Annotated in this window: 27 protein-coding genes; 12 read left to right on the forward strand and 15 right to left on the reverse strand. The window is 53.8% G+C overall.

The window, feature by feature from the left end; translation table 11 throughout:
• Positions 1-3: 3 nt before the first annotated feature.
• From DKB71_RS34955 to DKB71_RS34970, 4 genes are all read right to left on the reverse strand, one after another.
• Entirely contained in the window at positions 4-267 is a 264-nt protein-coding gene (locus DKB71_RS34955) for a hypothetical protein (protein ID WP_408602280.1), read from the reverse strand.
• A gap of 48 nt (positions 268-315) precedes the next feature.
• On the reverse strand, positions 316-930 hold the full coding sequence (locus DKB71_RS34960; protein WP_408602281.1) for a hypothetical protein: 615 nt from the start codon (positions 928-930) through the stop codon (positions 316-318).
• 46 nt (positions 931-976) lie between these two features.
• Entirely contained in the window at positions 977-1,894 is a 918-nt protein-coding gene (locus tag DKB71_RS34965; protein ID WP_408602282.1) for a hypothetical protein, read from the reverse strand.
• Positions 1,895-1,970: 76 nt separating this feature from the next.
• On the reverse strand, positions 1,971-2,816 hold the full coding sequence (locus DKB71_RS34970) for a hypothetical protein (protein WP_408602283.1): 846 nt from the start codon (positions 2,814-2,816) through the stop codon (positions 1,971-1,973).
• A 185-nt stretch (positions 2,817-3,001) separates the two neighbouring features.
• Here DKB71_RS34970 and DKB71_RS34975 point away from each other — a divergent pair, with 185 nt between their 5' ends.
• From DKB71_RS34975 to DKB71_RS35000, 6 genes are all read left to right on the forward strand, one after another.
• Complete coding sequence (locus DKB71_RS34975; RefSeq protein WP_408602284.1) at positions 3,002-5,005, forward strand: AAA family ATPase; 2,004 nt, start codon at positions 3,002-3,004, stop codon at positions 5,003-5,005.
• Positions 5,006-5,128: 123 nt separating this feature from the next.
• Positions 5,129-5,941, forward strand: coding sequence for a hypothetical protein (locus tag DKB71_RS34980; protein WP_408602285.1), 813 nt, complete (start codon positions 5,129-5,131; stop codon positions 5,939-5,941).
• A gap of 207 nt (positions 5,942-6,148) precedes the next feature.
• Complete coding sequence (gene fliM, locus DKB71_RS34985) at positions 6,149-7,159, forward strand: flagellar motor switch protein FliM (RefSeq protein ID WP_408602286.1); 1,011 nt, start codon at positions 6,149-6,151, stop codon at positions 7,157-7,159.
• Positions 7,160-7,247: 88 nt separating this feature from the next.
• Positions 7,248-7,622, forward strand: coding sequence for a hypothetical protein (locus tag DKB71_RS34990; protein WP_408602287.1), 375 nt, complete (start codon positions 7,248-7,250; stop codon positions 7,620-7,622).
• Entirely contained in the window at positions 7,603-8,001 is a 399-nt protein-coding gene (locus DKB71_RS34995; RefSeq protein ID WP_408602288.1) for a hypothetical protein, read from the forward strand. The genes DKB71_RS34990 and DKB71_RS34995 overlap by 20 nt, the downstream gene beginning before the upstream one ends.
• A 205-nt stretch (positions 8,002-8,206) precedes the next feature.
• Positions 8,207-8,491 (forward strand): hypothetical protein, encoded by a 285-nt coding sequence (locus DKB71_RS35000; RefSeq protein WP_408602289.1) that lies wholly within the window; start codon positions 8,207-8,209, stop codon positions 8,489-8,491.
• Between the two features lie 76 nt (positions 8,492-8,567).
• Here DKB71_RS35000 and DKB71_RS35005 read toward each other — a convergent pair whose 3' ends face one another.
• Positions 8,568-9,449, reverse strand: a complete 882-nt coding sequence (locus tag DKB71_RS35005) for a metallophosphoesterase (RefSeq protein WP_408602290.1) — start codon at positions 9,447-9,449, stop codon at positions 8,568-8,570.
• Between the two features lie 109 nt (positions 9,450-9,558).
• On the opposite strand from DKB71_RS35005, the gene DKB71_RS35010 reads away from it, so the two are divergent.
• The 4 genes from DKB71_RS35010 (at position 9,559) to DKB71_RS35025 (ending at position 14,828) form a co-directional block, all read left to right on the forward strand.
• Positions 9,559-10,479, forward strand: a complete 921-nt coding sequence (locus DKB71_RS35010; protein WP_408602291.1) for a hypothetical protein — start codon at positions 9,559-9,561, stop codon at positions 10,477-10,479.
• A gap of 65 nt (positions 10,480-10,544) precedes the next feature.
• Positions 10,545-12,014, forward strand: coding sequence for a hypothetical protein (locus tag DKB71_RS35015; RefSeq protein WP_408602292.1), 1,470 nt, complete (start codon positions 10,545-10,547; stop codon positions 12,012-12,014).
• Positions 12,015-12,024: 10 nt separating this feature from the next.
• Positions 12,025-13,620: an FMN-binding glutamate synthase family protein gene (locus DKB71_RS35020; RefSeq protein WP_408602293.1), complete on the forward strand. Its 1,596-nt coding sequence runs from the start codon at positions 12,025-12,027 to the stop codon at positions 13,618-13,620.
• 302 nt (positions 13,621-13,922) lie between these two features.
• Positions 13,923-14,828 carry a hypothetical protein gene (locus DKB71_RS35025; RefSeq protein ID WP_408602294.1) on the forward strand — a complete coding sequence of 302 codons (906 nt, stop codon included), beginning with the start codon at positions 13,923-13,925 and terminating at the stop codon, positions 14,826-14,828.
• Between the two features lie 4 nt (positions 14,829-14,832).
• On the opposite strand, the gene DKB71_RS35030 is transcribed toward DKB71_RS35025, so the two are convergent.
• Positions 14,833-16,635 carry a hypothetical protein gene (locus tag DKB71_RS35030; RefSeq protein WP_408602295.1) on the reverse strand — a complete coding sequence of 601 codons (1,803 nt, stop codon included), beginning with the start codon at positions 16,633-16,635 and terminating at the stop codon, positions 14,833-14,835.
• A gap of 135 nt (positions 16,636-16,770) precedes the next feature.
• On the opposite strand from DKB71_RS35030, the gene DKB71_RS35035 reads away from it, so the two are divergent.
• On the forward strand, positions 16,771-17,505 hold the full coding sequence (locus DKB71_RS35035) for a hypothetical protein (RefSeq protein WP_408602296.1): 735 nt from the start codon (positions 16,771-16,773) through the stop codon (positions 17,503-17,505).
• Positions 17,506-17,536: 31 nt separating this feature from the next.
• Entirely contained in the window at positions 17,537-18,478 is a 942-nt protein-coding gene (locus DKB71_RS35040; protein ID WP_408602297.1) for a tetratricopeptide repeat protein, read from the forward strand.
• Positions 18,479-18,511: 33 nt separating this feature from the next.
• Here the strand turns inward: DKB71_RS35040 and DKB71_RS35045 are convergent, their stop codons facing one another.
• From DKB71_RS35045 to DKB71_RS35085, 9 genes are all read right to left on the reverse strand, one after another.
• The gene (locus DKB71_RS35045; protein ID WP_408602298.1) at positions 18,512-19,378 is read right to left on the reverse strand and encodes an ADP-ribosylglycohydrolase family protein; all 867 of its coding nucleotides are present in this window, start codon (positions 19,376-19,378) and stop codon (positions 18,512-18,514) included.
• 61 nt (positions 19,379-19,439) lie between these two features.
• A complete protein-coding gene (locus tag DKB71_RS35050) occupies positions 19,440-20,909 on the reverse strand; it encodes a hypothetical protein (protein WP_408602299.1) in 1,470 nt (489 codons plus the stop codon).
• 58 nt (positions 20,910-20,967) lie between these two features.
• Positions 20,968-21,915, reverse strand: a complete 948-nt coding sequence (gene trxB / locus DKB71_RS35055) for a thioredoxin-disulfide reductase (protein WP_408602300.1) — start codon at positions 21,913-21,915, stop codon at positions 20,968-20,970.
• A 58-nt stretch (positions 21,916-21,973) separates the two neighbouring features.
• Positions 21,974-22,573, reverse strand: coding sequence for a peroxiredoxin (locus DKB71_RS35060; RefSeq protein ID WP_408602301.1), 600 nt, complete (start codon positions 22,571-22,573; stop codon positions 21,974-21,976).
• 93 nt (positions 22,574-22,666) lie between these two features.
• Positions 22,667-22,996: a hypothetical protein gene (locus DKB71_RS35065; RefSeq protein ID WP_408602302.1), complete on the reverse strand. Its 330-nt coding sequence runs from the start codon at positions 22,994-22,996 to the stop codon at positions 22,667-22,669.
• Positions 22,997-23,097: 101 nt separating this feature from the next.
• Complete coding sequence (locus DKB71_RS35070) at positions 23,098-23,370, reverse strand: hypothetical protein (RefSeq protein WP_408602303.1); 273 nt, start codon at positions 23,368-23,370, stop codon at positions 23,098-23,100.
• Positions 23,371-23,394: 24 nt separating this feature from the next.
• A complete protein-coding gene (locus DKB71_RS35075) occupies positions 23,395-24,570 on the reverse strand; it encodes a hypothetical protein (RefSeq protein ID WP_408602304.1) in 1,176 nt (391 codons plus the stop codon).
• 54 nt (positions 24,571-24,624) lie between these two features.
• A complete protein-coding gene (locus DKB71_RS35080; protein WP_408602305.1) occupies positions 24,625-24,816 on the reverse strand; it encodes a hypothetical protein in 192 nt (63 codons plus the stop codon).
• 496 nt (positions 24,817-25,312) lie between these two features.
• On the reverse strand, positions 25,313-26,143 hold the full coding sequence (locus tag DKB71_RS35085; protein WP_408602306.1) for a hypothetical protein: 831 nt from the start codon (positions 26,141-26,143) through the stop codon (positions 25,313-25,315).
• Between the last annotated feature and the right edge of the window lie 20 nt (positions 26,144-26,163).

The following is a 26,163-nucleotide window of genomic DNA, read 5'->3' on the forward strand; positions in this document are numbered from 1 at the left end:
ACTCTATTTCGGTGATCTGTTCCTTACAATGTACGGGCTGAGCAGCCATCGCCACAACCCGAGCAGGTTGGTCAGGATGAAGGTGCATTCAAGCACGAGCAGCCCATGGGCCTGTGACAGGAAAGCGTAACCAGCAATGCAGGTGCTACTGATCAGGAAGCTGATCCAACCAAAGGCTGAATACTTCGTGTTGCTGGCCACAAGTGCCGCACCGAACACGCCGGCGACGGTACCTGTCCACTCCAGGATTTGAACGAGATCAGTCATGATGTTCTCAAAAGCAAAAGCCCCTCGCGGGGCTTTTGCTGGGTTTGCTTACTTAGTACCAGGGCCGGCACCACCTGGTGCACCTGGGGAAAGAGTATCCAGCTCGTTGTCGGTGTCGTGCTCAAGCTGCTTGTTATTCTTCACGTCCTTAAGCGCGTCGTTGACTGCGCCATCGGCAGCATCGACCTTGGCCACGGCGCCATTAGCCGCAGCAATCATGGCGGGGTCGCCAGTGCCGAACTCCGGAGTGGACTTGCGACGAGTGATGAAATCAACGAGCTTTTTGAGCAATCGCATGATGGCTTTGATGGTTTCCTCAACCAGAGGCATACCTAGCTTGCCATTCATACCATTCATACCCTGCATCGACTGGGAAGCCATCATCGAACGCAACCGGTCGGCTTCCGTCGACGTGGTTTCGATTGTCTTCTTGTCGGCTTCAGGATCGACATCAGTACCGTTCTCTGCAGCATCGGCCACGCCTTGCTCGGAACCTTCCAGCTCCTCCTCAAGTTTCTTTTTCATTTTTGCGAGGTCATCGAGCGCTGGATTTGACGCGAGGTCACCACCGATCTTGCTGGGATCCGTACTGGCGGGAACATCACTGGTGCCAGCCATGTCATTCTGCTTGGTCGGCGAAGTCGGTTCAGCGGTAGTGCTCATGTGAAACCCCTTTTCTTTACATTACAGCACAGGCAAACAGATGGACTCAATTGTCACCTGACGATTCATCACCTTGTTCGCTGTCTGCATGCATGGTCTGCTTGGCTTTCACTTCATACGACCATAGACCAGCATCAAGCCATCCACGACTCATCATGGTGAACATCGGGCGTAACACCTTGTCACTCGCTGACGGGAACGTCTCGGCCATCTTGGAGAAGTCCAGGAACATGAACTTCCATAGCTGGCAATAGTTTCCATTCGTTTTGGCGCTGCCGATCTGGTACCGGGTTTCTGCATCCAGACCACCCAGCCATTCTCCGGCGAATTTGGAGAACACCAGCTGTGCATCAGAGTCATTCACACCAATCGGTAAGGATCCGGCCATCATGCGCTTGGTAGCATCGATCTCGTCATCCAAGGCCTGGGTGAACACGGTGTCATCAACTTCTGCGACCCATGGCGCGTCAACCGACATCAATATGCTGAAGTCAGCCGGGATGTAGCGACACATTGACGGATCATGCTTGCTGTAGAACTTGGCCACCTGCGACATAAGCTTCGCTCGGTTAACCAGCGCGTCCCTTCCCATCACCCCCGGCGTAAGCCTGATTGACGCAGTAAGGGCTGCCAGCGACTGCTTCGCGTACTTGTCCGGGGCGTCGGTGACGTCATCAGCCTTAGCGCGTTCATACGCCATTTCAACCAAGCGTTGGTACACCTGCTTGTCGGCAAGGAATTTTTTGCTTTTGGAGACCAACTCATCCGCCAAAGCAGACTCGACCGGCATCATCGCTTCGACCAGGGCTGCCTGAGTTTTTTCAATGAGAGGAAACAGCGCAGCAGAGTAAGGAGCTCGGGGGTCTTTTGCTGCGCTGTTTTCAGGTTTGGCTTGGCCGGCTTCGGGTGTAGTGTCTGCCGCTACGGCAGGAGAACTCACTGCCGAAGCAAGTAAGATGGCCAACAGGGTCTTTCGGATTGTAGGTGCCAAGAAATGACCCTCTCCACAGCGTGAAAAGAGCCATTATTCCCCTGGATACCTAGCGCGTCAATTGATAGCCAATCCCGTAGGCGGGCTTTTTGGCTTCATCGGAGCGAATAACCGCTTTGACCCCAAAGTCTTCCATGTTGAAGCCGAGGCTGTTGACCAGGCGCATCTTCGATGTGAATTCGCGGCACTCGCCGATGAGATCTTCTTTCGAGATCCTTTTCTTGGCGATCTGACCCGCAAGAACAGCACTCGCGACACCCTGGACTTGCTCGATTTCAGTCGTGAAGAACTTCTCGACCCATGGCTTGTGATCCATGTCGTCTTTACCGAGGCCCAGAGACTTCAGACCAAAGCGCCTGACCATCGTCGCCATCCCTTCCTGCATGCGTTCCTTAAACTTCGCGTCTGGATCGAAGGCCTTAACCATCTCTTTCCACAGCGTTGGAACACTGCCTGGCATGCCAGCGGTTACGGCGCGGCTCAGGAAGTGGCTGACTGCGCCCATTCTTGCGCCCTGGTCACGGTACATCTGCGCCAGTTCATCGGTCGTGATCAGCGCGGAGTGGTCTTTAAGGAAGACGCGCTCCTTGGAACCAAGCGTGTGCAGGTACTCAACAACCCCGTGGCTGTTGGATGCCTCGGCCAGGGCCAGGAAGACTCTGCGATGGTCTGCCGGCGCACCGTTCATCCCGCCAATGGCCTGGATGAATACCTTGCGCTGCTCGTAATGCTTTGGGTTCTTCCAGACGTCGGAGTTGAAAACCGAGACCAGAACTTCGTGAAGATCCTTCAGCGAATTGTTGTCGTAGACCTCTGGCAACCGGTGGGATTGCAGGCGAAGGAAGATCGCTTCCACTTCGTCGTCATCAAGCCTGAATGTTCTATTTGTATGCATATTTATCACCCCTATCAGCAGTATGTCTGAGGATATCGGGCCAATGGAACCAGTTTTTTGCCACTTTTTTGAAAATTCCCAGGGCTCCCTTTAAGCCACCCTACCCTGAAGCCTATCTATAACGGTACGCATATATTGACAGCCCCTTGAATCAGTGAATAATCCGGGCATTCCTGGAGATCCTAATGTCACCATTCATGAAAAGAGCGTTAAAGGCCCTGGCCGTAGGCTTGCTGGTCGGTACCATTGGCCTGGCAGGCAATGAGGCTTGGAAATACTACAACCCCGTAGTCGATCCCGCAGATCAAACCGTCGCGTCGTATGACATTCGTCCCGCTGATGAGCTCTTCCTGATGAAGGGCAAGGCTCTGGACAACGTCAGCCAGATTGTCGTTGTTGCAGGAAGCCTCTTCAACGAGAAGCAGATCCTGATCAAGAGCTCTGACAGCAGTCGGGTTCTGTTCTACCCTGCGCTGTCGTACGAGGCCTACAACCAGTATCAAGAGCTGGTGCTCAAGCAATTGATCGGTTCAAAGCCTGATATCGACTATCGGGTAACCGGCTCCCTTTCCGGTGTAGGCAAGATGCTGGGCATCCCGTATGACCCGGTTGGTGAGATTGCGAAGCAAACGGCCAAGAGTGCCGGCGATGCACTGATGCCGATCGTTTCGATGATCCTCATCTTCGTCATAGTGTTCACGATCATCATTTCCCTTCAGGGCAATAGTCTTTCGAACAAGATGGAGAAGACTGACCCGAAAGACATCAAAGATGACCTCGATGACCTCGTAGGCATGAAGGATATCGTCCAAGAGGTTCTGCAGCTTGAGGAGATGCTCCGGAACAAAAAGCTGTTTGCCGAGTTCGGTATCGACAAGCCTCAAAACCTCATGTTCACAGGCCCGGCAGGTTGCGGCAAAACCATGCTGGCGCGTTGCTTGGCCAAGCGCCTGAACCTCAACCTCTACTACGGCTCGGGTGCCGGTTTGGAGAGCGGTTATGTCGGGGGCGGCCCGAAGACACTGAAGCGTCTCTACAAGAAAGCGCTACGACACAAAGAAGGCGCAATCATCTTCCTGGACGAGGCTGAAGATCTTCTTAAAGCCCGTAATTCCCCAGATCGCCGGCGCCACGAGAACGACACGTCCAACACGTTCCTGTCCCTTCTGGACGGCGTTGCAAAAGACACCAAGGTCATCTGGATTGTCGCAAGCAACTTCTCCGAGCAAACCGCCTCGATGGATCCGGCCATGATGCGCCGCTTCCCTCACAAAATTAACTTCCGCCTACCTAACCAGGCTGAACGTCTTGAGCTGCTCAAGCGACTGATCGAAAAGCGTGCGCCATCGAAGGTTGATATCGACATCAATCTCAACCACCTGGCCACCATCAGTGCGGGCATGAGCCCGGCCACCCTGGATACCCTGATCTCTCGGGCCAGTTTGATCGCGATTCAAGAGAAAAGCCTGATCTCTCAGGATCGCCTGGTCAGAGCCTTCGAGCGCGTAGCGGTTGGTTTGACTGATCGCGCAACAACTGAAGGCATGGAAGAAGATCGTCGTATCATCTCCGTCCATGAGGCCGGTCACTTCATCATGAGGCTTCACAACACCCTCTTGAAAATCAAGGGTGATCTGACCAAGCTCCCAGAGCGCTTGGACACCATCAAGATTTCGACCGAGGCTGTCTCTCAGCACAACGCTCTTGGCTTTGTCCTATCCAAGAACAAGGACAAGCCGCTCAGCAGCCGGGATGAGTACGAAGATACCCTGACGGAGCTTTACGGTGGCGTGGCGAACGAGGAAGTAACTTTCGGTGAAGCTTCAGTCACTGCCGGAGCTCGCGACGACATCGCCAAAGCAACCAGCTTGCTGGACACAATGTATAACGAGGTCGGCTACTACAGTAACGCCAAGCTCAATCTGAAGGTTCTTGGCAAGGCCGGTACGGACGTTGGCCAAGCTCGCCTGGAAGAGATCAAAGACTCTTCGGTAACGCTCTACCTTCACTGTAAAAATGTGCTTACCGGCTACGTAGATCTGACCCAAATCATTGCTGACTCCTTGATGGACAACTACGTGCTGACGCACTCGGAGTTGATCACCATCATCGGCAAGTACTTCGACGAAAAACCGGATTCCTTGGCGATCTACCACGGGCGAGATCTGTTTGAAGAGGCTCTAGCCTAGGTCTCATCAGAACCCTACCAAAGCGGCCTACGGGCCGCTTTCTTGTTTTCGACATCCGGACTCAGCCATGGCATGATATCGTTCTGATACAAAAATCCATTGCATGAGGCAGAAGGAAAATTTATGGCCGCAAAGCACAACCAGGCCAAATACGTACTGTATCCACGCATGTCGGATAACGTACTCGAGCAGATGCGCCGGGGCGGCGAACAATTCAACAGAAAATCGTCTTTGAAGGAAGTCCTCAAGACCTTAGTCGTTGAATTACCTGACTTTATTCACAGTTTAGACTGGAAAATTTTGTCAGAAGAATACTTCGTCAAACGCCAGGGCTCGCATATCATCCTCCCTGAATCCACTACCCTACTCAACACGATCTTGAAGGGTGAGATTCCAGAGCCGACGAAAAAATTCTTCCTGCCATTCGATGGCTTTACCGTTGCCGCGCCAAAGCGATATTCCTTCAAAGGTATCGAGCTGCCCGGCTTTCAGGTGGTGATGATGCCCTACCTCAAAGCCAAGCAATTCACTATCCATCCTTGGCACGATTATCTTGAAATACCCCGCCCAGATGGTGTCATCTCCGACGAGGCCGGCGAATCAGATCGCTGCCTGGCGCTGACCTATCGCGATGATTCGGACATGGGGTATGTCAGATCCCTGGTGACTGAAGACAAATTCGGGAAGATTCTTCGTTGCGAAACCATGGAAGAGTACCGCGAGATCGTGGGTGATATTTCCACCTTCGAAACCTACACGCTGAACGAGCGTGAACTCTCCATCCAGTGGCTCGCCTTCAAGCTGGTGATCGGTATAGGCACCCGTTTTGGCGCAACAGATGGTGAATGCATTACCCCTGGGTTCCCAGGAACTACCCCTCCCCAGCTCCTCAATCGACGTCCTGAACACAACCCTCAGTACAGCACGTTTAGATGAGTTCCAGGGCCGGCTTCCCGTGGCCGGCCCGAGCTTTAGAGGGCTCGCCCGCAGCCGCGCTTTGCGCTAAAGTAGCGACCTTATCAGCATTTCAGCAGAACTCATCGTAAGAGTTATTGCAGGGATGCACGCCATGCCGGCGCTTTTGGAGCATGGACTCGATTTGAGTTCGCCCAAAATTTTTGGAAATTACCCGGTGAGAAACTGATGACCCAGAACATGCTATCTCAGGAAGAAATTGACGCGTTAGTGCTGGGAGATGACCTTCCTGATGTCGCAGTAGATAAGACCTCCTCCAGCAGCAACGTGAGGCCTTATGACGCAAACACCCAGCACCGTGTAGTCAAAGAGCGGCTCCATGCCCTGGACGTCATCAACGAACGCTTCGCTCGGGAATTTCGCAGCGACCTCTTCCACCTACTACGCCGCACCGCCGACATCACCGTTGAATCCATTCAGTACCAGAGCTACCTGACCTTCTCGCAGTACATGCCCACCCCGATGAACTTCAACCTGGTGGCGATGAAACCATTGAGAGGTAATGCCTTGATGGTGTTTCCTTCAAACCTGGTCTATGGGGTAGTCGACAACTTGTTTGGCGGCGATGGCAAGCTGATCATGAAGTCTGAAGGCCGGGACTTCACCCCTACCGAGCACCGTATCATTGGCCTCCTGCTGGAGAAGGCCATCCGTTGCTACGAGCACGCCTGGAATGGGGTGTATCAGATCAAGATCGAGGTCATTCGCTCGGAAATGCAGCCGCAGTTTGCTAACCCGACGAGCTCATCGAACGAAGTGGTGGTGAACTCCACATTCAATCTGGAAGTGGGGGATTTGCGTACAAAATTCAACATCGCCATCCCTTACCTCATGATCGAACCTTTGCGTGCCCTGCTCAATGGCCCCTTGGAGACCAACCCTGAGGAAGAGCGGCACTGGCAGGAACATCTGGCTATCGAGCTTCACGAAACTGAAGTCGAGATCGAAGCTCCCCTGCTCGACATCGACATGACTCTGAGGGCCTTCACTGAGCTGAAGGTGGGTGACTTCATTCCGGTCGATATCCCTGAAATTGTTACTGCAAACGTACAGGGTATACCGGTTATGCGGTGCGAATTTGGCACCCTGAATGAGCAGCGGGCCCTGGTGGTTCAAAGCCTCGTTGACCACCGGGATGACCTGAAAGCCAGTTTGTTTGACCTCATGCCTAGACAATAGGGCTATATTGACAAGTCAAGGCAAAGGGGTTTCACGAGAATTCACTCATTTGCTACGCTTGAAATATTGGAATTGAGGAGTGCTTACCATGGCAACCATGAAAACCCCACGCAACAACCTTGAAGTGAACGTAATGCGCGGCGACAACGACATGCTCGAGGAAATCGATGCTGTCTACGAGATCTGCGATGCTGAATTCGGAAACGATCCTCGCATCCATGAAAAGGTCTCGGGCTTCATTCGCGAAAATCGTCACCCAGAACCTGCAATTGCTGAGTACCTGGTCGCCGAAGTCGCACGCCTCGCCAAGCGCGATGGCCTGGCGTCCGGCACCAAGCCTGAGAACTTCAAAGCGATTGCCGGCCAGTGCGCCGCTGACTTTAACGAAACGCTCGGCGTCGACATTCGTCGTGAACAGAACCGCAGCAAACGAGTTGTCGACCATGCACCAAGCCCGTTCTGAAGGATCTAAGGGTCAGACCCAGGGTTACACAGCCCTGGGTTTGATCAACACGCATGCCGATGAAGCCAAGCGTGCTGAATATCCGATCCTGCAGGTTGTCCGGGATCCAGGTACTGGGCGCCTTTACGCCCACGAACCTGAAACGGATCTCTCCACCTTAGGCCTTGAGCCGGGCGATGACTTTGGTTTGACTCCAAACTCACGATGGGAGCACAGCAATGGTTCGGCATACCTCTGCCACGGGGTGGCAGCTGTGACCGGTAGCATGAGGCAGGCCCACCCTCTTCTGGTGGTCTACGAAGACAGCTCGAACGGAAAGCTCTGGGGGAAGAGTATCAAGCGCTACCTCCAGGGAATGACTCAGGTTTCCCAGGGTTGATGGCTACCTTGATTGAGGTAAATTGACACTTGAGAGCCGACCCATTTGCCTCCAGTGGCGATAAATGGTGAGGGAACCCCATTGTTGACTGGATAACAGTGTCGGGTGAGACCTCAAGTAAGCCGCACGAAAGTGCGGCTTTTTCATTTTCCAAAGTAAAACGATGCTGTATATTGCCAAAAAACAATAATAACAGCGTTGTGTTATGGAACTCTTCAAGCAAAAAGAACTTCACTCCATTGTGTTTGGCTTGCGTGTGCACAAGCCTGATCGCGATGAGTCTCTGTGCATTGTCATCGTGACTCTGTTTGCGATGCTGATACTGAATATGGCATTCCCGATGCCGATCACCTGGTTCTTCGTCGGTGTGATCATCATGACGTCAGCGTCTTTGGACTTGATCTCCCCACAAAACAAGATCTCATCCTTCCTGTCCGGGCTGATCATTGGGCTCAGCGTAGCCCAGCTGAATTTTCTCATTCTGCGTTGAGTCCTGATGTCGCAACCACGGTTATGGCAAATTATCAGCCACCAATAATTTGCCCATAAGCCACGGTCTAGAGCGCTTACACCGTTAGAACTAAGCCTGGCCGGTAGTGCCGATCTGGCTCGTTAGGTGGGTAGACCTTCATGTTGCTGACGCAGTGAATACCCGACACTTCTTTGTCGTGGTTGTAGTGCGTGTGTCCGAAGACCAGAAGGTCTGGCTTGTAACTTTCAATGATGGTTTTGTTCTGGCTTAAAAAGTACGGGTGCAGGGGTAATGAGCCGTGCGCCAGTTCCGGCATCATGGGGAAATGCGCCATCAACACCTTTTTGCCAGGCGTCGAGTTGTGCCATCTCTTGTAGGCCCCCACACTTTCGATGTTCAAGTCGATCATATCGCGGGCCGTCAGCAGATGGTGGAAGGCCTCCCCACTGTTCTGCCAGTACTGCTGCCCCCTGGTCAAACCGTTCGCACGGTTCAAGGCATGCAGCTTCTTTTCCGCCTCTGCCGGCGACAGCTCGCAACCCAGAATGAGGAAGAAGTCGGCGATCATCTTTTCAGTCGCGAGCGCTTCCTGCATATGGTCGCTGCCCAGGGCGGCAAAGTTCGTCCACCAAGTGGTACCCCAGAAGCTGACATCTCCAATGGTCACGCCGTCATCCTGGAGGAAGTAAAGGCCCGGCTCCAGAGCGAATTCAAGACGCCAGCGATCCTCCAGATCCTGCATCGAAATGCCTACGGCCTTCGTGTGGTAGTACTCATGATTGCCAGGGGTTACCAGCACTGGGCAATCCAGTGCATCGCGTATCATCCGGCAGAGCCGCAACAGGTCACCACCGTTGGTGGCATCGCCGGCGACCAGAAAGACGTCCACAGCGCCTCGCGGTGGCAGCAGATCATAGATCTCGGGCAGCGCATCCGGATCTTCAAGGTGGCAGTCAGAAATGAGCCCGATTCTCACAGGAAATCCCTTGTGTTTTGGGGTTAAAACCTGACCGGAACGCTAGCTTAATTTGCATGTATTGACAACCCAGGCTAACATCGCGGCTCGCTCACCTGAGGCCTGGAAAATGCTTGACCTAAACGCTGTGGAACAGCAAGATTTTTCCCTTACATTAAAACGACTCAACGCCCTTAAGGGTAAGCTGCCAAAGGCTATCGCGGACTTCATCAAAGAGTCCGAGATCCTCTCGTACGTAATCCAGTTCGACCCTTCTCCTAACCTCAGCTACACCAAGTGGCTGATGACGCGTCTATACCGCAACCCCGCGAACATCGCCGGCGAAATCCAAATCAGCAACGCTGGCTCGAACCGCGTCCGTACGCTCCTGGCGGAATTTGACGGTATCAAGCACAAGCTCGAGGTCAAAGACCGCGACATCTTCAACTACAGAACCATCGAGCAGTTGGAAGCTGTGCTGATCGAGCAGCGCAAAGGCCGCTTCAAAGCATCGAAGAAATACCTGAAACATTTGGATATCCACGAGACACTGCTGGATACCCTCGTGCACACCTGCGACGGCCTATCTGTTCATCGCCCGCGCAGCATTGAAGACGTCATCGTCATGACGGGTGGCGACCAGGCTTTCGACCTGCGTGGCGATGCCGTCTACAGAATGCTGTCCCGTATCGGCGAGGTCTACGTCTTCAACACCGACTACGGCCCTCTGGTTGGCGCCCTGCCGGCCCAAGGCGAGAAAGGCTACGTGGTCGACTGCACTGGCGAAGCGGCCATGTTCGAGGACGCTCTGAACCTTCACCAGGATGTCGACTGGGAACGTGCTCCAGAGATCCTGAGCTTGATGATCAAGATCGATCCAGCACTGCCCTTCGACATGGAGCTGGAAGTTGTCGAGCCCTACCAGGTTGCTCTGACCCAGTTCCCGCTGATCCTGCATGAAGATCGTGCCATCCCGGACGAGTTCCTGCACGAGTTGATGGAAGATCCTGTGATCGGTAAGGCCATCAGCGAGAGCCTTGAGGCCCGCTGAATCACTGTGAAATCCATAAGGGGGCGTCTGCCCCCTTTTTAATAACCATAAATTGACAGGTACCCATGACCAGATCGCTCAAGCCCCCGTTCCCCTTAGAAAACGTCGACGCCTCGTGGCTACCTCCTAAGATGGTCAAGTACGTAGCTGAGTACTTCAAAAATTTCATGTTTGACGAGGAAGAGTTCCTCTATCACGCAACCAGCCCGCACGTAAAAAAGAGCTGGGCCCAAAAGCGTGTCGTCGAGATGCACCAAAAGCTGAAAGAGAAGGGATGGCTTGAGCTGTGGTGCCTTTCCCTGATGGCTTATGGGCTTGATCCCGACGTGATGATCAAAGATGGGCACTACGAGAGCGGTTACATAAGCGTCGGCACGACGGCACTCGATGTGATGCTGCCAGAAACCGCGTTCTTGCATTCAAATGCAAAGCTGTTGGAGCTCTTGGACACCAATGCCACGAAGCTTATACAGCACGCGATTGCTGGATTCAGTGCACCTCGATCTCAAAAATTCAGCTTCGAACACGAGACGCAAATCCGGGCGCTGCTGGCGCTGGCGATCAACCAGAAGTCTGAGAACTTACCCGAGCTCGTTGAGGCGGCGACCGCTCCACCGATGACAACCAAGGCGGTTGCGGAGGCGTTTGCGCTGTACGGCTCCCCTTCTTTGCAAATCCTCACGGTCGCAGGTATTCAACTCACGGAGTGGAAGCATGCACTGAAGGGGGAAGGCACAAGACTGTCGAGAGGGTTTATGAGTGACTTCATCAGCTGTCTCGTGAACTGTGCATATTACTGGATCCTCGCCGGCACACCTGTCACCGACGCCGTCAGCGAAGTTCAACGCCGGCTTGAGTGTCTCGTACCTCTTCTCTTCCCAGGGCGTAAACCAGACGCCTACAAGGCCCACATACGCAATCAGCTGGGTCGTCTCCTTGCCAGGCATCCCGATGCCTGGGGCTGCTTTGGCTTTAAGGCCAGCGAACTGCTAGGGCCTTCCGTGCTTGACCATCTGGAGAGCCGTCGCGACGAAAATGCCTACACAGACGTCCTTGAGGGATTTCTGAGTGGCAGGACTGGCAAGGATTTCCAGAAGTTTGGCATCAAACAATTCAGCAAAAGTCATCCTGAGATCCGAGAACCCATCAACGTCGTACGCACAGGCTCGCGGTCGTCAGCCTGGTCGAGTCCGGATGGCAAGTATGACTCTGTCGCCCCACTGCTAAACCTGATGAAAGACCATGACATGTACCACCCCGTGCTAAAAGGCACGACTTCAGTGGACATCCTCACTGAGGGTAACTGCTTGAAAATACTCATGGAATTTCTGGAGACAGGGAGTCAACATAGCAAGGATGGATCCATGAGAGCCATTGAACGCTTCCCAGGTCTTGTCGATACAGTCCTGCCCAAAATCACGACTAAATCGCAAGCCAAGCGGATGGCGTCAATCCACCTCATGACCGCTGCACAACTGGCCACCTTCTCGCTTGAATTGCGAGGGGCCATTTTCCATACATCACTAGGCTTATAAGAAGGGTTAAATGTTGAACATGTTTCTCCGGCACCTGGTCTTCTTGATCTGTTTGTCCGGTGCGCTGCTTTGTGCGGCTGGTTGGGTGTATGGAGACCTGAGTTTCTGGTGCATGACGCCCTTCCTGGCGCTTAGCTTGCTCGGTATCTACGATCTCGTCCAGACCAAGCATGCGGTATTGAAGAACTATCCGTTGACCGGGCACATCCGCTACATGCTCGAGGGCATTCGAAGTGAGATCCGGCAGTACTTCATCGAGGGCGACCACGAAGAATTGCCGTTTAGCCGTTCTGCCCGTTCGATGGTGTACCGCAGAGCCCGTAACATCAATGCGGATAAGAGCTTCGGCACCCTCGACAACCTGTATGACCCAGCTCACGAATTCATCGCTCACTCTACTGCACCCGTTAAAGTCGATCCTGCGAGCCTTCGCGTTGTCATCGGGGGGCCTGACTGCAAGCATCCTTATTCGGCATCGCTTCTGAACATCTCCGCAATGAGCTTCGGTAGCCTTAGTGCCCGCGCCGTCCAAGCCCTGGGTAAAGGGGCAAAACTTGGCGGATTCGCCCAGGACACAGGCGAAGGAGGCCTGTCGAAGTATCACTTGGAAGCTGGAAACGACGTTATCTGGGAAATCGGTAGCGGCTACTTCGGTTGCCGCAATGAAGACGGCACTTTCAACCGAGACACATTCGCAGATAAAGCGAATGATTCGCGGGTGCGGATGATACTCATTAAGATTAGCCAGGGCGCAAAAGCCGGAAAAGGTGGAATTTTGCCTGGCGCCAAGGTGAGTAAAGAGATCGCAGAGGTGCGTGGTGTGCCAGTCGGGAAGGACTGTATCTCGCCTGCCGCTCACTCCGCGTTCGAAGGCCCTGTCGGGCTTATGGAGTTCGTAAAGGAGCTTCGCGAGCTGTCTGGCGGCAAGCCGGTGGGTTTTAAACTCTGCGTGGGGCGCATGGTTGAGGTTGCTGCGATGGTCAAAGCAATGCTTCATACCGGCATCACACCAGACTTCATCGTGATCGATGGCTCTGAAGGCGGTACAGGTGCTGCTCCAGAGGAGTTTTCTGATCACGTAGGCATGCCACTGCGTGACGGCCTTCTCGTCGTCCACAACCTTCTCAGAGGCGCCGGCATCCGCGACAAAGTCAAACTCGGGGCTAGCGGCAAGATCATCAGTGGATTCGACATTGTCAGGATCCTTGCTCTGGGGGCAGATTTCTGCAACTCAGGGCGCGGATTTATGTTTAGCCTTGGCTGCTTGATGAGCCAGAGTTGCGGATCTGGCAACTGCGGAGTGGGTATTGCTACCCAAGATCCTCGCCGTCAGAAAGCACTGAATGTCGAACTCAAAAGCGGCATGGTTGCCAACTTTCACAAGAACACGATGTACTCGCTTGCTGAGATCATGGGCGCTGCCGGCATCAAGGAAACGAGCCAGATCACCCCTGACAGGATCATGCGACGGGTGTCGGACAGCCGCATCATCCCCTACTCCGTTATGTACAACATCCTGCATCACGGGGAGTTGCTGGAGGGGCGTGGAGCACATCCGGAATATCGAGAGCTGTGGGCTGCGGCCAGGCACGACAGCTTCGAATGATCTGATCTGTAGTTGCTGATCACACCCCAGGCCATGTCCTGGGGTTTTTCATTCCGGCGTCGACCACAGGATGTTAAGATAAAACCTCGAGTGTGCATAAGCCTCCCCGCTCGCAAAAACCAGATGAGGCCCGCGTAGCGCCGCCCAGGGCCAGTCCGTAAAGGACAAGTACTGGGACGGTTAGGCAGCGGCTAACCACGAACATCGATGCGTAGCCGACCAGTGCCTGGCACTGAATAGCGATTGCACTGCACCTCAGACATGACAATAATGCGCATATATTGACAGTCGACTCGATGCGCATGCCTGTGACCCCTTTTCAGCTCTTCCAGATTACCGGGAACGAATGCAGAGCTCTGCCAGCCTTCCGGCCCGAGTTCGAGCGCCAACTCCAGTCCCTCGTCGAACATCACCTGACCACGCTTCTCAAAGCAACTTTCCTAGCCTCTGAATACAGCACAGGCAGTGAGCACGGCGGCAGGATCGATACTCTCTCCGTGGACGAGTACGGGGCGCCTCTGATCATCGAATACAAAGTGGACGAGGATCGGTCTGTCATCAACCAGGGGCTTTTCTACCTGGATTGGTTGGTGAAGCATCAAGCTGAATTCCAGCTCCTGGTGCAACAGGTGTGTGGTTTTGAAGCTGCACAGAAGATCGACTGGTCAGGTGCTCGCGTTCTGTTGATTGCCGAGTCGTATGCCAAGTACGACCTCGAAGCAGTGGCTCATCTCGACGCGAATATCGACCTGGTCACCTATTCCTGCTTTGCAGGTGGGCTACTGTCACTGGATACGGTGGCATCGAAAAGACGCCCGAACTACCTGATCAATCGGAAGCCGGCAACTCCAAAGCGTCCTGTTGTATCAGTGGCAGATTCTCTGGCCAGAGCGCCAGAAGAGAAACGTCGCTTGTTCGAAAAGTTCGTTCGCGGGCTTGAAGAGATTGCCAGCGACCTCCTGGTTGCAGACAAAGGCTCCTACTTCGAGTTCGGCCAGCTCTCACCGCTGGGACAGATCAGCATGACCACCACCCAGTACCCAAAGCTCCTCTTGGAGCTTTTCTGCAGCGTTGGCGAGTTGGAAGACCCCAAGCTGAACCTGAGGTCGACCAGGAAGGGATGTCAGTGCCGGCTCACCGACGATCTGGCGTGTGAGCAGGCACTTGAGTTGGTGCGATCACTCTACGCCCGTGCAGAGCGCCTGTAAGCGCTTAAACGTTCAGTTCTAGGGTGAACAGTTTGCCCACCTGATTGAGCGGCATCAGGTCAACAAATGGCTTCAATTGCTCACTGCTGAAGATCTCCCTGATCCTTTCGTACTGCTTAGGCGTTTTTGCCGCCTTGACTGACGCTTCAGGCCCGTAGTGCTCAATTAGGGTCTTATACAACCCACTGCCGTTGGCCTTCGTTGCCAATTTCAGGGCTTCATAGCAGTCTTTTGGACGATCAATATTTGACGGCCAGGCATTCATGCTGATCAGTTTGCGGTAGTAATCGAGAAAGAGCCTGTCTTCTTTCGGCGCCTCAAACACGCAGCCTTCACTTCCATTAACGAATTTATACCCGCCGTCGTAGAGGACATTCAGCTCTTCTGCCGTGATCAAAAAGCCTCTTGCTGGATCATGAAGCAGCCCAAACCTTTGGTTTCCTGCCAAAATGCTTTCTGGTGAGAGGTGCTCTGCATAACGCTTGTACAGGTTGATCCAAAACTCATCTTTGAAGGCCGCGAAAATCTTGTCCGCATCCTTGTTCTTTGCGGCGTAATCAAACAGCTCCCATGGGTGCTCATTTTTTATAGTCCGACGAGGGCGCTCTACCTTGTCGTGCTGCGCCTCACAGTATGCAGTCAGAATCTCAGCCGGAAAGAAGTCATCAGCGTAATCTACCGCCGCTTTCATGGCGTGTGGATCTATAGCGCCCAGCTCGAAAAACTCGAGACACTTCACATCCATGGAGGCCAAGCAGTAACCAGGCGGAATTTCCAACCCCATGTACTGGGTGTCTGAAAGCATTTTCAGTCTGCAGGTTTCTTCTTTCTTGAACGTCGTTTCAGCATCTGAGCTGTCACGGCGAATGAAGGATACATACAGATCTGTGCAAGGGAGCTGATCGAGCAGTGGGCATGGCTCACGACCGTTGTTCAAGTCCACGACATCAGTCATTGCCTCTGGCCTGGCGATATCGTCGAAGGAAATCTCGACCCCACTGCACGCGATTCGCTTTACAGCGCTGTACAGCTTGATCTCATCGATGCCTCTGACCTCCTCGGGCTTCACGTAGGCGAAGACACGCCCGTGAATCTTTGGCAGGGCCGAGACCTTGTGTTGATCGGCGAACGCAATGAGCAGCTCAGGATTATGGATTACACCCGCATCGATTCTGGGAATAGCGCCACCAAAAGGTGTTGGCTCTGTCTTTTCGCAGGCCTCCAAGAATTCATTTTTTGCAAAGCGCCCGATCATTTTAAACAGATCAACCCTTCCCTGTTTCACGGCATCAACCATGTGCGCTACAACAGCTTTGAACTCCTCGATGTTGGCAAAGTTCTTTCTTGGCTCAAATTGATGTTTCACTTCGACATTGTCTGCTTGAACTCGACCATTTTCAGGATCAAAAGTGATGATTGGCGCGGGCCTGCCAGAATTCACCAACAGGTTAACTATTTCAAAGTCACCCTTGAAAAACGCCGAGTACAAAACATTTCCGTAATTCTTGTTTAGTGCGTCAACAGATTCCTGGAGCATTGACCGTTTCATCCATGGCAATTCCAGGCATTCGAGCAAGTGCTTTGTCGCAGATTGATCCTGCGCCGGATACGCCGACACAAAGATATCCTTCACCCAGGCAGTTTTCGACCTGTAAGCTTCAACAGCGATGACATCCCTGACGTAATTTTGATCCTCTTCGTTGGCCAGTGGCACGATGTTATCAATCAGCGCTCTGACCATCGGCTCGTCAAGATTGTCGATAGCCTCTCTCAGGATGGATTTAAGAGAAGAGTAGGAACCGGCCATGTTGGAGCCTCGAAATGAGTATTTCTCATTCTAGGAGGCGCGAAAGATCAGTGTCAATTCGCTATATTTGTTGGGCATTTGACATACTTTGCCTATGCCCGAATAATCGTTCGTTTACATAGTCATGAGCACGTTATGCGCCTTCAAACAATAATCATCGCCGCCCTCATGACGGGCGGGTGTGCATCACACCAAGGTCAATCATCCCTGTTCGGTGAAAGCAAACCCAACCGTGGTATCCCGGTCGTCGATAAAAGCACCCACATCTTAAGTCCTGTGGTGATGAGGGGTGCTGAGGTGATCAGCAAGCCTGCCTACAGGGAGGCCGAAAAGCATGACCAGTTGGCTCAGGCCGAGGTCTTTGTGCCTGCCCCGCCGATAGCCTCCACAACGTTTACCGTTAATGAGCAGCCCGGCCAGCTAAGCCAGGCCGAGTTGACTGCGCCAGCCCCGGCCCCGGTTAAAGCGGATACTCCAGCCACAATGCAGGCTCCAGATGCTGCTGAGTTCAAACCGCTCGTAGTGTCCCAACCCCCTACTGTGGTGAAGACACCGGTCGACGCAAAACCGAAAATCAGCGCTGCAGAAAAGGCCGAGATCGACAGGCTAACGCTGAAGTATGCTGAGAGCGACGTCAACGCGGCCTACAAGCTCGCGAAGCTGCTCTACAAAGTACAACGCAATGAAGAAGCCGATGTGGTTGTCGACTACGCCGCGAGAAACAACAACGTCCCGGCCATGCTCCTGTACAGCGAGCGACTACTGAGCCAGGGCGACCTAATGAATTCAAACCAATGGCTTGAGCTGGCTGCAGACGCTGGCAGCAAAGAAGCCAAAGCGAAGCTTGGAGAGGGATCCCATGTCAATTAGTTGCATTCGTTCAAATCGGTTCGGCATTGCGATGGCCGGCGCGTTGCTCGTGGCCGGCTGCCAAACCACCCCGCCGACCAACATCGTCCCAGTGCTTGAGCCTGCACCAGCGCCGTTACCAGTGGAACCTCCGGTTGCAGAGCCACAGGCTGTGATCGATCCGCCACCGCTGGTGACTTCAACAGATCCATTCGGCATCGCCCTTCCTGTCCAAACGTCGCTCTCAAGTGATGAGCTCTATGAGCAGGCCAAGGCGCTGATGGAAGGTACCCCTACGGATGAACAGAAGGAATCGGCAGTCGTGTTGCTGAATCAATCTGCCGAGCTGGGCAATTCCGAAGCGATGCGTGTCTTGGGCCTTCTCAAGCTCAAGGAGGGCCCGGAGCAGGAAGCCCTGGCCATCGCCCTACTCGAACGCTCCGCGACCAACAGCGTACGTGCCATGCGGCAACTGGGGATCCTTTACGGAAACCTCAGCAACCCGCACCTCAACAACCCGCAGAAAGCCTTCGAGTACCTGTCGAAAGCCTCGGCCATTGGCGATGGCGAGTCGAGCTACTACCTGGCCAGGCTAATGCAGCGTGCTGGCCGGCCAGATGAGAGCAAGCGACTCTCAGCTCTGGCGCTGGAGCAAGGCTATCTCACCAAGGAAGGAAAGGCCCGCAAGGCGGTCGCCGAGCAGTCTGAAGGTGTTCTGAAGTCCTTTTCGTTGCAGCGCCAGGCGCAACGTGGGGATCCGGAGAGCATGTACCAGTACGGTAAGATGCTCCTCAGCAGGCAGGCGCAAGGCAGCCTGGTAGGCTACGAGCACTCCGCTGACTACGAGGCTTACTACTGGTTTAAACGGGCTTCGCTGATGGGTGACGAGAAGTCCTCATCCCAGGTGGCAGAGATGGGGGAAATCGAAGCGATGATGAGCAAAAGTCGAATGACTTATCAGAAGCTCGATAAGGTTCTCACCGGCAGGCGGTAACTAATGGGGCGCCTTTAGGGCGCCCTTTTTGGTTCAACGCTTCCCGATTTTCAAGTGCACCTGAACGATTTTCAGCAAGGCTTTAAGGCCTGGAAGCTCCATCCCACCCGGCTCCACCTTGCGGCCATACAGTTTCTCAAACTGGCGCACGACTCCCAGCAATTTCAGACAATGCCTACCAAGCATCTCCTCCCCCTGCTGCCTCAGCTTGTCAGGGACGCCGAACCTCGCCTCAGCGATACCACCGGCAATCGCACACAGGGTGTCAGTGTCACCGCCCACGTGGAGCCCGTTTCTGATGACTTCTTCGAACGAATTCGCCTGGAACACACAGGATAGAGCGGCTGGAATCGTGCCCTGGCACGACACGTCAAACTCGTACTCTCTGTTCAGCTCATCCAAATCCAGGCGCGTCTGGTACTCGTAGTAGTCATTCATGACCTCTTCGACCACAGAGGCTTCGACTCCATTGCGGAACATGAAAATGGCCAGGGCTACCGCCTGAGCGCCCGCAAGACCATGGCTATGGGCGTGAGTCACGGACGCTGTTTGCTGTGCTTCGATCATAACGCGCTGAACGCTTTCAAACGCCCAGCCTACAGGTGAGACGCGCATAGCGGCGCCGTTGCCCCAGCTGTAGTTGGGTTTGATGTAATTCGTGGAGACCTGAGCCCATTCCATGAAGCTTGGCCCGTACCCGTAGGTTGGGTACTGACGGCAATATTTTTGATATAAGTCGGTGTAGTTTTGATGCGTGATAACGGCATCAGCCGTTGCAATCGTCAGGATCGAGTCATCCGTGATAGTGGATTCAGGCCTGAACAGCGCGGAATTGCGGTCTTTCTCTTTTCGGAACTCCCAGTAGGAACCGGCGATGTCTCCAATAATCGCACCAATCATGCTTGCCCTGCCCTTTATTGTTTTTGGCAATTATCAGACTTTGTTTGCCGTTTTGAAAGCGTTATACACCCAAGTCAGCAGTGAACGCTCGAGCAGTGTATTTCTTCAAGGCAGGATCCTGGCAGATCAGCTTACCCAGGCCCCATTCAATCGCCTTCTGTACACGGAGCTCCGTTCGGAGAATCTCGCTGGGCTTAAACACACCATGTTCAAGTAGGCACATAACGCCGACTGGCGAGGAAAGGTCTTTGTTTGTGGCCCTATGGCCGGAAAACAGTTCGTCAGCAGCATTCATCAACAGCTTGCGCTGATTAAGGCGCACTGCAAGCGCAACCTTCCTTCGGATGATCGCTTCAGCATCCTGTTCGCTTATCTCGGACGCTGAGTCTCTATTGGCCTCGTGATACGAAGCGAACTGCCCAGCCAAGCCCAAGTCATCGCAACGCAGGTAATCCATACCCGCGTAGTACTCGCCGAGCTCCAAGTGCTTGGCCAGCGGATCCATTGCTTTGGTTCCAAATATGTCCTGGTACCCTTTTTCCTGAAGGCATGTCCGATGGGAGTCGAGGAAATTCTTAGTCGCCTCGGGGTTAACGAAATTCTGGATTCCCCTGATCCACGACGACATGCAGTACCTCACGGTGTCGAGCGCATCCTCCTGGCTCACTCCGCATTCAATCAGGGTGCTGGCGAACACCTCGGGCTCGTCGAATACGGCATCAACGGTTGCATGAAACCTTCTTAGATTGCCCCCACGGTAGGCCATGACAGACAGTGCGGCACGTTGATCTGTCGTCAAGCCAACTATCCTGGCTGAACCCTTGATAGTGTCCCAATCAGATCCGAACTTAGTCTGCCCTGTGGTTTCAATCCTGTGAGAAGCCAGCAGCTGTCCGTAGTGGATGAACCCTTCCGCCACCAATGCTCTTAGCGCCTCTACTGGCTTGTTGAGCGTTATGTCCTCGAATCGCTTGTACAGCAACGAGGTACACGCCACCGCATGCATTTCTGGCCCGGCTGTAAGCTTATCGAACCAAGCGCCGGCGTAATCATGCATCACCGGTGAGGCGCATAGGTATGGCAGGGAGTATGACGACGACAGGACTGCTGCAAAGATCTCGGCCTTCGCGCTGGAGTGATCAGCCTGGTCACCGCCACTCTCCAGGCTGACAGCAAATGCCCGCTTGAATAGCTGATCAAGCCGCACGAATCCTTCTTGTGGATCGTTACTCTCACTCTTGAGGTAACTCTCCACACCTGTGTAGTCAGGCATGTAGTGATGACACTGAGTAGCAGAGCACCACGGATAATCGCTGCCCAGTGAACGGCCAATAATTCCGGCCAGGTTGATACCTCGATCTAAAAATTCCTCGTGGAGCTTGAATTTGTCGACCTCTGATTTCTTCAGCCTGGCATGCAGCTCCTCCAGCAACTGTGCTTCGAAGACAGCCGGCTGAGCACCCATACCAGCCTTTGCTTTTCGCAGAATGGTTCCCACAACGACACGAACCCCGGTGACCACTTTTTTCATGCAAAACCTCAAAAACGAAAATGCCCAGCGTATGCCGGGCAATGTTCATACAATGATTTCAGTTCATCGTATCCAGGTACTTCTCGGCATCGAGTGCTGCCATGCAGCCGGCGCCTGCAGAGGTGATGGCTTGCCGGTACACGTGATCAGCAACATCCCCGGCAGCGAAGATGCCTATAACGCTCGTTGCGGTAGCGTTGCCCTCGCGACCACCCTGAACTATCAGGTAACCGTCTTTAAGCGCCAGCTGGCCTTCAAACAGGGAAGTGTTTGGCGTGTGGCCGATGGCGATGAATACACCGTCGACGGTAATCTGGTCGCTGGTGCCGTCATTGTTCTGCAAGCGGGCGCCGGTGACTCCCGTCTTGTCGCCCAGGACTTCGTCCAGGGTAGCGTTGAGCTTCAGCTCGATCTTTCCTTCGGCAACTCGGGCATTGAGCTTATCGATCAGGATCTTTTCGGCGCGGAAGGTCTCGCGACGGTGGATCAGGGTCACCTTGCTGGCGATGTTGGCCAGGTACAGGGCTTCTTCCACAGCAGTGTTGCCCCCGCCGACCACAGCCACAGGCTTGTTGCGGTAGAAGAACCCATCGCAGGTTGCGCAGGCCGACACACCCTTACCCATGAATGCTTCTTCCGATGGCAGACCCAGGTAACGAGCGCTGGCACCGGTGGCGATGATCAGGGCATCGCAGGTGTACGTTGCGCTGTCACCGGTCAGGGTGAATGGCTTGCCGGCGAAGTCCACCGCGTTGATGTGATCGAAGGCGATTTCGGTCTCGAAGCGCTCGGCGTGTTCACGCATACGCTCCATCAGCGCTGGGCCAGTCAGTCCATGCGGGTCACCTGGCCAGTTATCGACCTCGGTAGTCGTGGTCAGCTGACCGCCAGCCTGTACGCCGGTGATCAGCATCGGTTTGAGGTTTGCCCTGGCCGCGTATACGGCTGCTGAGTAGCCTGCGGGCCCAGAGCCCAGGATTATGAGCTTGCGATGAATGTGGGGCATTACAAGAGCTCCTACAGCTGCACCACTCACGGTGCAGCAAAGTTAAAAACAGTGAGAGTTAAAGCGACTTGGCATTCTCGGCCAGGTAAGCGGCGACACCGGCAACGTCAGGCTTCATGGCCTTCTGGCCAGGTCTCCAGCCCGCTGGGCACACTTCACCATGCTCTTCGGTGAACTTAAGCGCCTCAAGCACCCGGATGACCTCACCCACTTCCCTGCCAAGCGGAAGGTTGTTTACCACTTGGTGCTGCACGATACCCGCCCGGTCAATCAGGAAGGTGGCTCGCAGTGCGACCCCATCGGCGTGCTCGACACCATAGGCTTGCGCGATCTCATGCTTGATGTCGGCCACCATCGGAAAGTTGATTTCGCCAATCCCGCCCTTCTCAACCGGCGTGTTGCGCCAGGCGAAGTGTGTGTACTGCGAATCCACAGATACGCCAACCACCTCAGCACCCAGGGCCTTGAACTCTGCCAACCTGTTCTGGTGGGCGATGATCTCGCTCGGGCAGACAAAGGTGAAGTCCATCGGCCAGAAGAACAGCACTACGTACTTACCCAGAAGGCTCGACAGCTGAAAGCTCTCGGTGATCGTTCCATCGCCCAGGACAGCGGCGGCAGTGAAGTCAGGGGCTTGCTTGTTAACCAAAACACTCATGATTGAACTCCTTGTTTCGATGACCAATTCTTAAACATACGCCATCAATTGACAAAGACATTCAGATCAATAGTGTCGATAGACAGTGCCTATTTACTGAACTCGAATGTTGATTTCCAAGGCATCTTCCAGGCTCAGACTGGCCTCGCGGTGCACATAGGCCTCACCCACAAGCTCAGACACAATCAACCGGCGTTCACCGCTGAGTTGCAACGTCATCGCATCAATTCCCTGGAAGGCTATGACCACAGGAGAGTTCGGATTGAAGAGGTAGATTGCGCCATCCTTCGATACAGCCAAAATTCCCTCGTTAAGGGGGAACGACCCCAGGTGGGGTGGCCAGATGATTGCCGCAAATTGCCCATCAGCATTGGAACCCAGGGCAATGTCAGCCGGTACTGTGTGTGTTACATCCAGGATCATTCGGTACCCCTTTTCAAACCGTGATTTTAACATGCGTAGCCCACCGATCCCAGACGAAAAACCCACCTCGAAAGGTGGGCGGCGTGTGTAAAGGACAAGCCTTACGGCGCAAACGTAGGCCGTGCTCCTGCGTGATCACGGAAAGCGCGAACCTCCCGCCTCAGGTGCTCTTCGCCCTTGGCAAGAACCTCATTTTCGAAGCTTTCACCGTGGTGCCTCTTAAAGGCCTCGATGAAAACGCCGAGATCATTGTCGGTTAAGCCGGTGACTTCCTTAACCAGCTGACCATTGAGGCGAGCCCTTTTGGCCATCACCCCTTCTAGTTCAGCGATCTTCAGGTCGTATTCTGCCTTCGCCTCCGGGAAGTACGCCATGACACACCTTCCCTATCGAAAAAACTAAACTCCCAGCTCCTGGGTGAAGACCTTTCCACGCTGTCTTACGCTGAGCTTTGGCAAGCATTCTTCCCAGTTCAGCTTCGCGTGGAGGGATTTGACTTTAGAGGTATCGAGGCCCTCGATCAATGACTTTCTGTCAATCATTGTATCAACCATGTCACGGTACAGTCCGTAGGCTCCATTGAAGTTTACGGTGACCCCCAACTGGCCCATTATGAGCCCGTGCAGAGTCTTCTGTTTGCTCCCTGGATTGAGTGCCTCGGAGATCTGACTCAAGGCTAGATGCAGTTTCATGAAGGCCGGATTCATGAAAAGGCCTGGGTTAACATCAAGCGGTTCGTTGAACAGCCCCAGCACCGATCTCTGTAAAGCGGCTACCTGACCACTGTCCTTGTGAAGATTGCCGAACCAGAAATTTAAGCGCTTAGCATCACCTGCGACCTCGCTCTGCAGGTAATCAGCGACCACTTTATCCAGGGGCTCGCCGGCATAGAGAGGCTTCGCAAGCTTCTGGGTAAACTCAAGCGAGTCCAGGAGGTAATCCGGGGCTTTCATGAACTCACCGCTCCAGATCGCGATATTCTCCAATGGGGCCTTGGCACTGTGGATCAGAGCAATCAATGGCTTGCTTTGCGACCAGGTATCGCCCCGTCCGTAGAGCTTCATGACATCGTTGAAACCCTTCTTCGTGTTCTGGGAGAAAAACAATGCGCTCTCCCCCTCCGCCGCAATAGCCAACAGGCCGGAGGCAACTTCAATCCGCTCCATTTCCCTGCCGTAGAATTTGGGATTGCTCCCGATCACCATCCCGGACGGAGTGAAGCCAGTGAAGAATTTTGAAAGAGGCTTGATAGCCGCATGATCACCGAGCTCGTGGAGCTTTCGGATGGGATTGATTGATGGAAATTGCCAGGTGAACTTATCCGGCCACTTCGCAATTGCTTCGGCATCGTACAGGCTGCCCATCAAATGGACTTTGCTGTCGACTGAGGTCAAGCCATGCATGGTCTGATGAAGGGCGCAGGCATCAGCGATTTCCTGAAACTGCCCGCCCCGGATCATGTCCATAACCCGGCGCTCAATCGCAGCGCAGAGCTCTGGCTCGGGATCCTGGAGGTTTCCCAGCATGTTGAGTTGGTCAACGAGTGGGATAGCGTCGAACTTTGATCTTGTCATGTAAGTCTCCTTTGACTTTAAGACTATCAAAGGAGACTGCCCCAACAGAACTACTTATGGCTTGTTCACGCCAATTTCGTCGAGGTACTGCTGGTACGCTTCTTCACGAAGGTTCGGCTGTTTCAGGCCCTGATAGCGGTTCTTCGGCGCCGGCAGAGGCTCTGCTGCGTAAAGGAGAATTTCATTCCCTTTCGCATACTCATACGTTTTGTTGAGGAGGTATTGGCGCAGGTCTGCTTTATTCATTATTAACTCTTTCGGTTAACTTTATGGTGCGATTTATCGTGTCTGGGGAACAACAAGATTTTCGCTTATTACTGAATTATAAATTGTACAACTTGGCGAGGTCAATATATTGGCTTTGTTGGGGGTGTAATCGCTCAATTGCGCGAAGCGCCTACCAGCGGGTGCGGCCCAACCGGGCCTTATAGCCACGCAAGGCGTCGAATAGCTCAGCTGCACCTACGCGTTCAGTCAGGTTAGCCAGGGTATGGCTGGCGCCACGTCTACGCGATTACGCAAAGCGTCCTAAACTCAAGGGGGCGGCAGATTGTAGCCAGTCCAAGGACTCGAATCGGGGGACACCCCTTCCCTGTTCCGGGTGGAACAGTCAGGGGTGGGACAACCGCTTCGCTCGGACGGCAAACGATTGAGGGTGTCTGGAGGATTTCTCAATCAAAAGATAAGGCCCTTGCGGGCCTTGTAGCCAATCCAAGGATTCGAATTGGTATCGTCTGAGGAGTTATTGGTCGGCAACCACCAAACCAGCCTTTTCGCTTGCGGCCTGGATCTCGAACATATCGGTCATCAGGTCGTTCAGCAGAGGTTTGTTCTGAACGATGATGTTGATCATACCCACAGTATCAGTTGGGCAAGCATCTTTACGACCACACAGTTCCAGGAGGCCTTTTGCGGTTCTGTGGCCGATGGAGACCACGCCATTTTCCTTCAGCGCGGCATATCTTTGCACCATTGGAAGGCCGGCAGTCTTGCCGGAATTGTAGGCATAAGCAACCTGAAGTCCACCTGCAGTCGCTTCATCAAGCATGACCTTGAACTGGCGAGCAGTCAGCTTTTTGCTCAACTGCCAAGCTGGGTTTGCTGCTTTGACGTAGGCTTTAGACCCGATCACGTAGGCGTTTTTGCAGTGGATCGCCTCGTGCATCAAAACACCCTCATCATTCTGCGCCGCATCAGTGGTAAAAATGATCCCACAGAATTTTTGGCTCGGGGTGTTCCCTGGAATTCCGCCGCCAGTGATCGCGTAAGCCCTAACTCCGTTCTCAGGGCTCATTTTGTCACTTACTTTATCAATCAAGTAAGAAACAGTTTTTACATTCAAACCAGTCTTTGGGTAAGCCTCATAATCCATTTTCTTCAGGATGCGTCCACGGTCTTTTGCCGGGATGAACACAGGAACAACTTCTGGTGGCAGCAGGTACTGAACTTTCTTGTACAGAGCGTCACCTTCTGAGCCAGCCTCGTAGATGTTCACGGCCTTGGCCGGCGCTGCCGTAGCCAGCCCAAGTGCTAGAAGTGCATACCTCATGAACACTGATTGGAGCTGAGCCATGGGAATCTCCTATTCGAAGG

The sequence above is a fragment of the Pseudomonas sp. PLMAX genome (assembly GCF_046042685.1).
Classification (GTDB): Bacteria; Pseudomonadota; Gammaproteobacteria; order Pseudomonadales; family Pseudomonadaceae; genus Aquipseudomonas; species Aquipseudomonas putida_AE.

Excerpts from the sequence above, each read along its gene's own strand:
- DKB71_RS35000 (WP_408602289.1), top strand. The coding sequence starts at position 8,207 with ATGGAACTCTTCAAGCAAAAAGAACTTCACTCCATTGTGTTTGGCTTG.
- DKB71_RS34955 (WP_408602280.1), bottom strand. The coding sequence starts at position 267 with ATGACTGATCTCGTTCAAATCCTGGAGTGGACAGGTACCGTCGCCGGC.
- DKB71_RS35050 (WP_408602299.1), bottom strand. The coding sequence starts at position 20,909 with ATGAAAAAAGTGGTCACCGGGGTTCGTGTCGTTGTGGGAACCATTCTG.
- DKB71_RS35025 (WP_408602294.1), top strand. The coding sequence starts at position 13,923 with ATGCCTGTGACCCCTTTTCAGCTCTTCCAGATTACCGGGAACGAATGC.
- DKB71_RS35045 (WP_408602298.1), bottom strand. The coding sequence starts at position 19,378 with ATGATTGGTGCGATTATTGGAGACATCGCCGGTTCCTACTGGGAGTTC.
- DKB71_RS35060 (WP_408602301.1), bottom strand. The coding sequence starts at position 22,573 with ATGAGTGTTTTGGTTAACAAGCAAGCCCCTGACTTCACTGCCGCCGCT.
- DKB71_RS35075 (WP_408602304.1), bottom strand. The coding sequence starts at position 24,570 with ATGACAAGATCAAAGTTCGACGCTATCCCACTCGTTGACCAACTCAAC.
- DKB71_RS35015 (WP_408602292.1), top strand. The coding sequence starts at position 10,545 with ATGACCAGATCGCTCAAGCCCCCGTTCCCCTTAGAAAACGTCGACGCC.
- DKB71_RS35085 (WP_408602306.1), bottom strand. The coding sequence starts at position 26,143 with ATGGCTCAGCTCCAATCAGTGTTCATGAGGTATGCACTTCTAGCACTT.
- DKB71_RS35020 (WP_408602293.1), top strand. The coding sequence starts at position 12,025 with ATGTTGAACATGTTTCTCCGGCACCTGGTCTTCTTGATCTGTTTGTCC.
- DKB71_RS35070 (WP_408602303.1), bottom strand. The coding sequence starts at position 23,370 with ATGGCGTACTTCCCGGAGGCGAAGGCAGAATACGACCTGAAGATCGCT.
- DKB71_RS35010 (WP_408602291.1), top strand. The coding sequence starts at position 9,559 with ATGCTTGACCTAAACGCTGTGGAACAGCAAGATTTTTCCCTTACATTA.
- DKB71_RS35040 (WP_408602297.1), top strand. The coding sequence starts at position 17,537 with ATGGCCGGCGCGTTGCTCGTGGCCGGCTGCCAAACCACCCCGCCGACC.
- DKB71_RS34975 (WP_408602284.1), top strand. The coding sequence starts at position 3,002 with ATGTCACCATTCATGAAAAGAGCGTTAAAGGCCCTGGCCGTAGGCTTG.
- DKB71_RS35030 (WP_408602295.1), bottom strand. The coding sequence starts at position 16,635 with ATGGCCGGTTCCTACTCTTCTCTTAAATCCATCCTGAGAGAGGCTATC.
- DKB71_RS35080 (WP_408602305.1), bottom strand. The coding sequence starts at position 24,816 with ATGAATAAAGCAGACCTGCGCCAATACCTCCTCAACAAAACGTATGAG.
- DKB71_RS34970 (WP_408602283.1), bottom strand. The coding sequence starts at position 2,816 with ATGCATACAAATAGAACATTCAGGCTTGATGACGACGAAGTGGAAGCG.
- DKB71_RS34960 (WP_408602281.1), bottom strand. The coding sequence starts at position 930 with ATGAGCACTACCGCTGAACCGACTTCGCCGACCAAGCAGAATGACATG.
- DKB71_RS34980 (WP_408602285.1), top strand. The coding sequence starts at position 5,129 with ATGGCCGCAAAGCACAACCAGGCCAAATACGTACTGTATCCACGCATG.
- DKB71_RS35035 (WP_408602296.1), top strand. The coding sequence starts at position 16,771 with ATGCGCCTTCAAACAATAATCATCGCCGCCCTCATGACGGGCGGGTGT.
- DKB71_RS34990 (WP_408602287.1), top strand. The coding sequence starts at position 7,248 with ATGGCAACCATGAAAACCCCACGCAACAACCTTGAAGTGAACGTAATG.
- DKB71_RS34995 (WP_408602288.1), top strand. The coding sequence starts at position 7,603 with ATGCACCAAGCCCGTTCTGAAGGATCTAAGGGTCAGACCCAGGGTTAC.
- DKB71_RS35065 (WP_408602302.1), bottom strand. The coding sequence starts at position 22,996 with ATGATCCTGGATGTAACACACACAGTACCGGCTGACATTGCCCTGGGT.
- trxB (WP_408602300.1), bottom strand. The coding sequence starts at position 21,915 with ATGCCCCACATTCATCGCAAGCTCATAATCCTGGGCTCTGGGCCCGCA.
- fliM (WP_408602286.1), top strand. The coding sequence starts at position 6,149 with ATGACCCAGAACATGCTATCTCAGGAAGAAATTGACGCGTTAGTGCTG.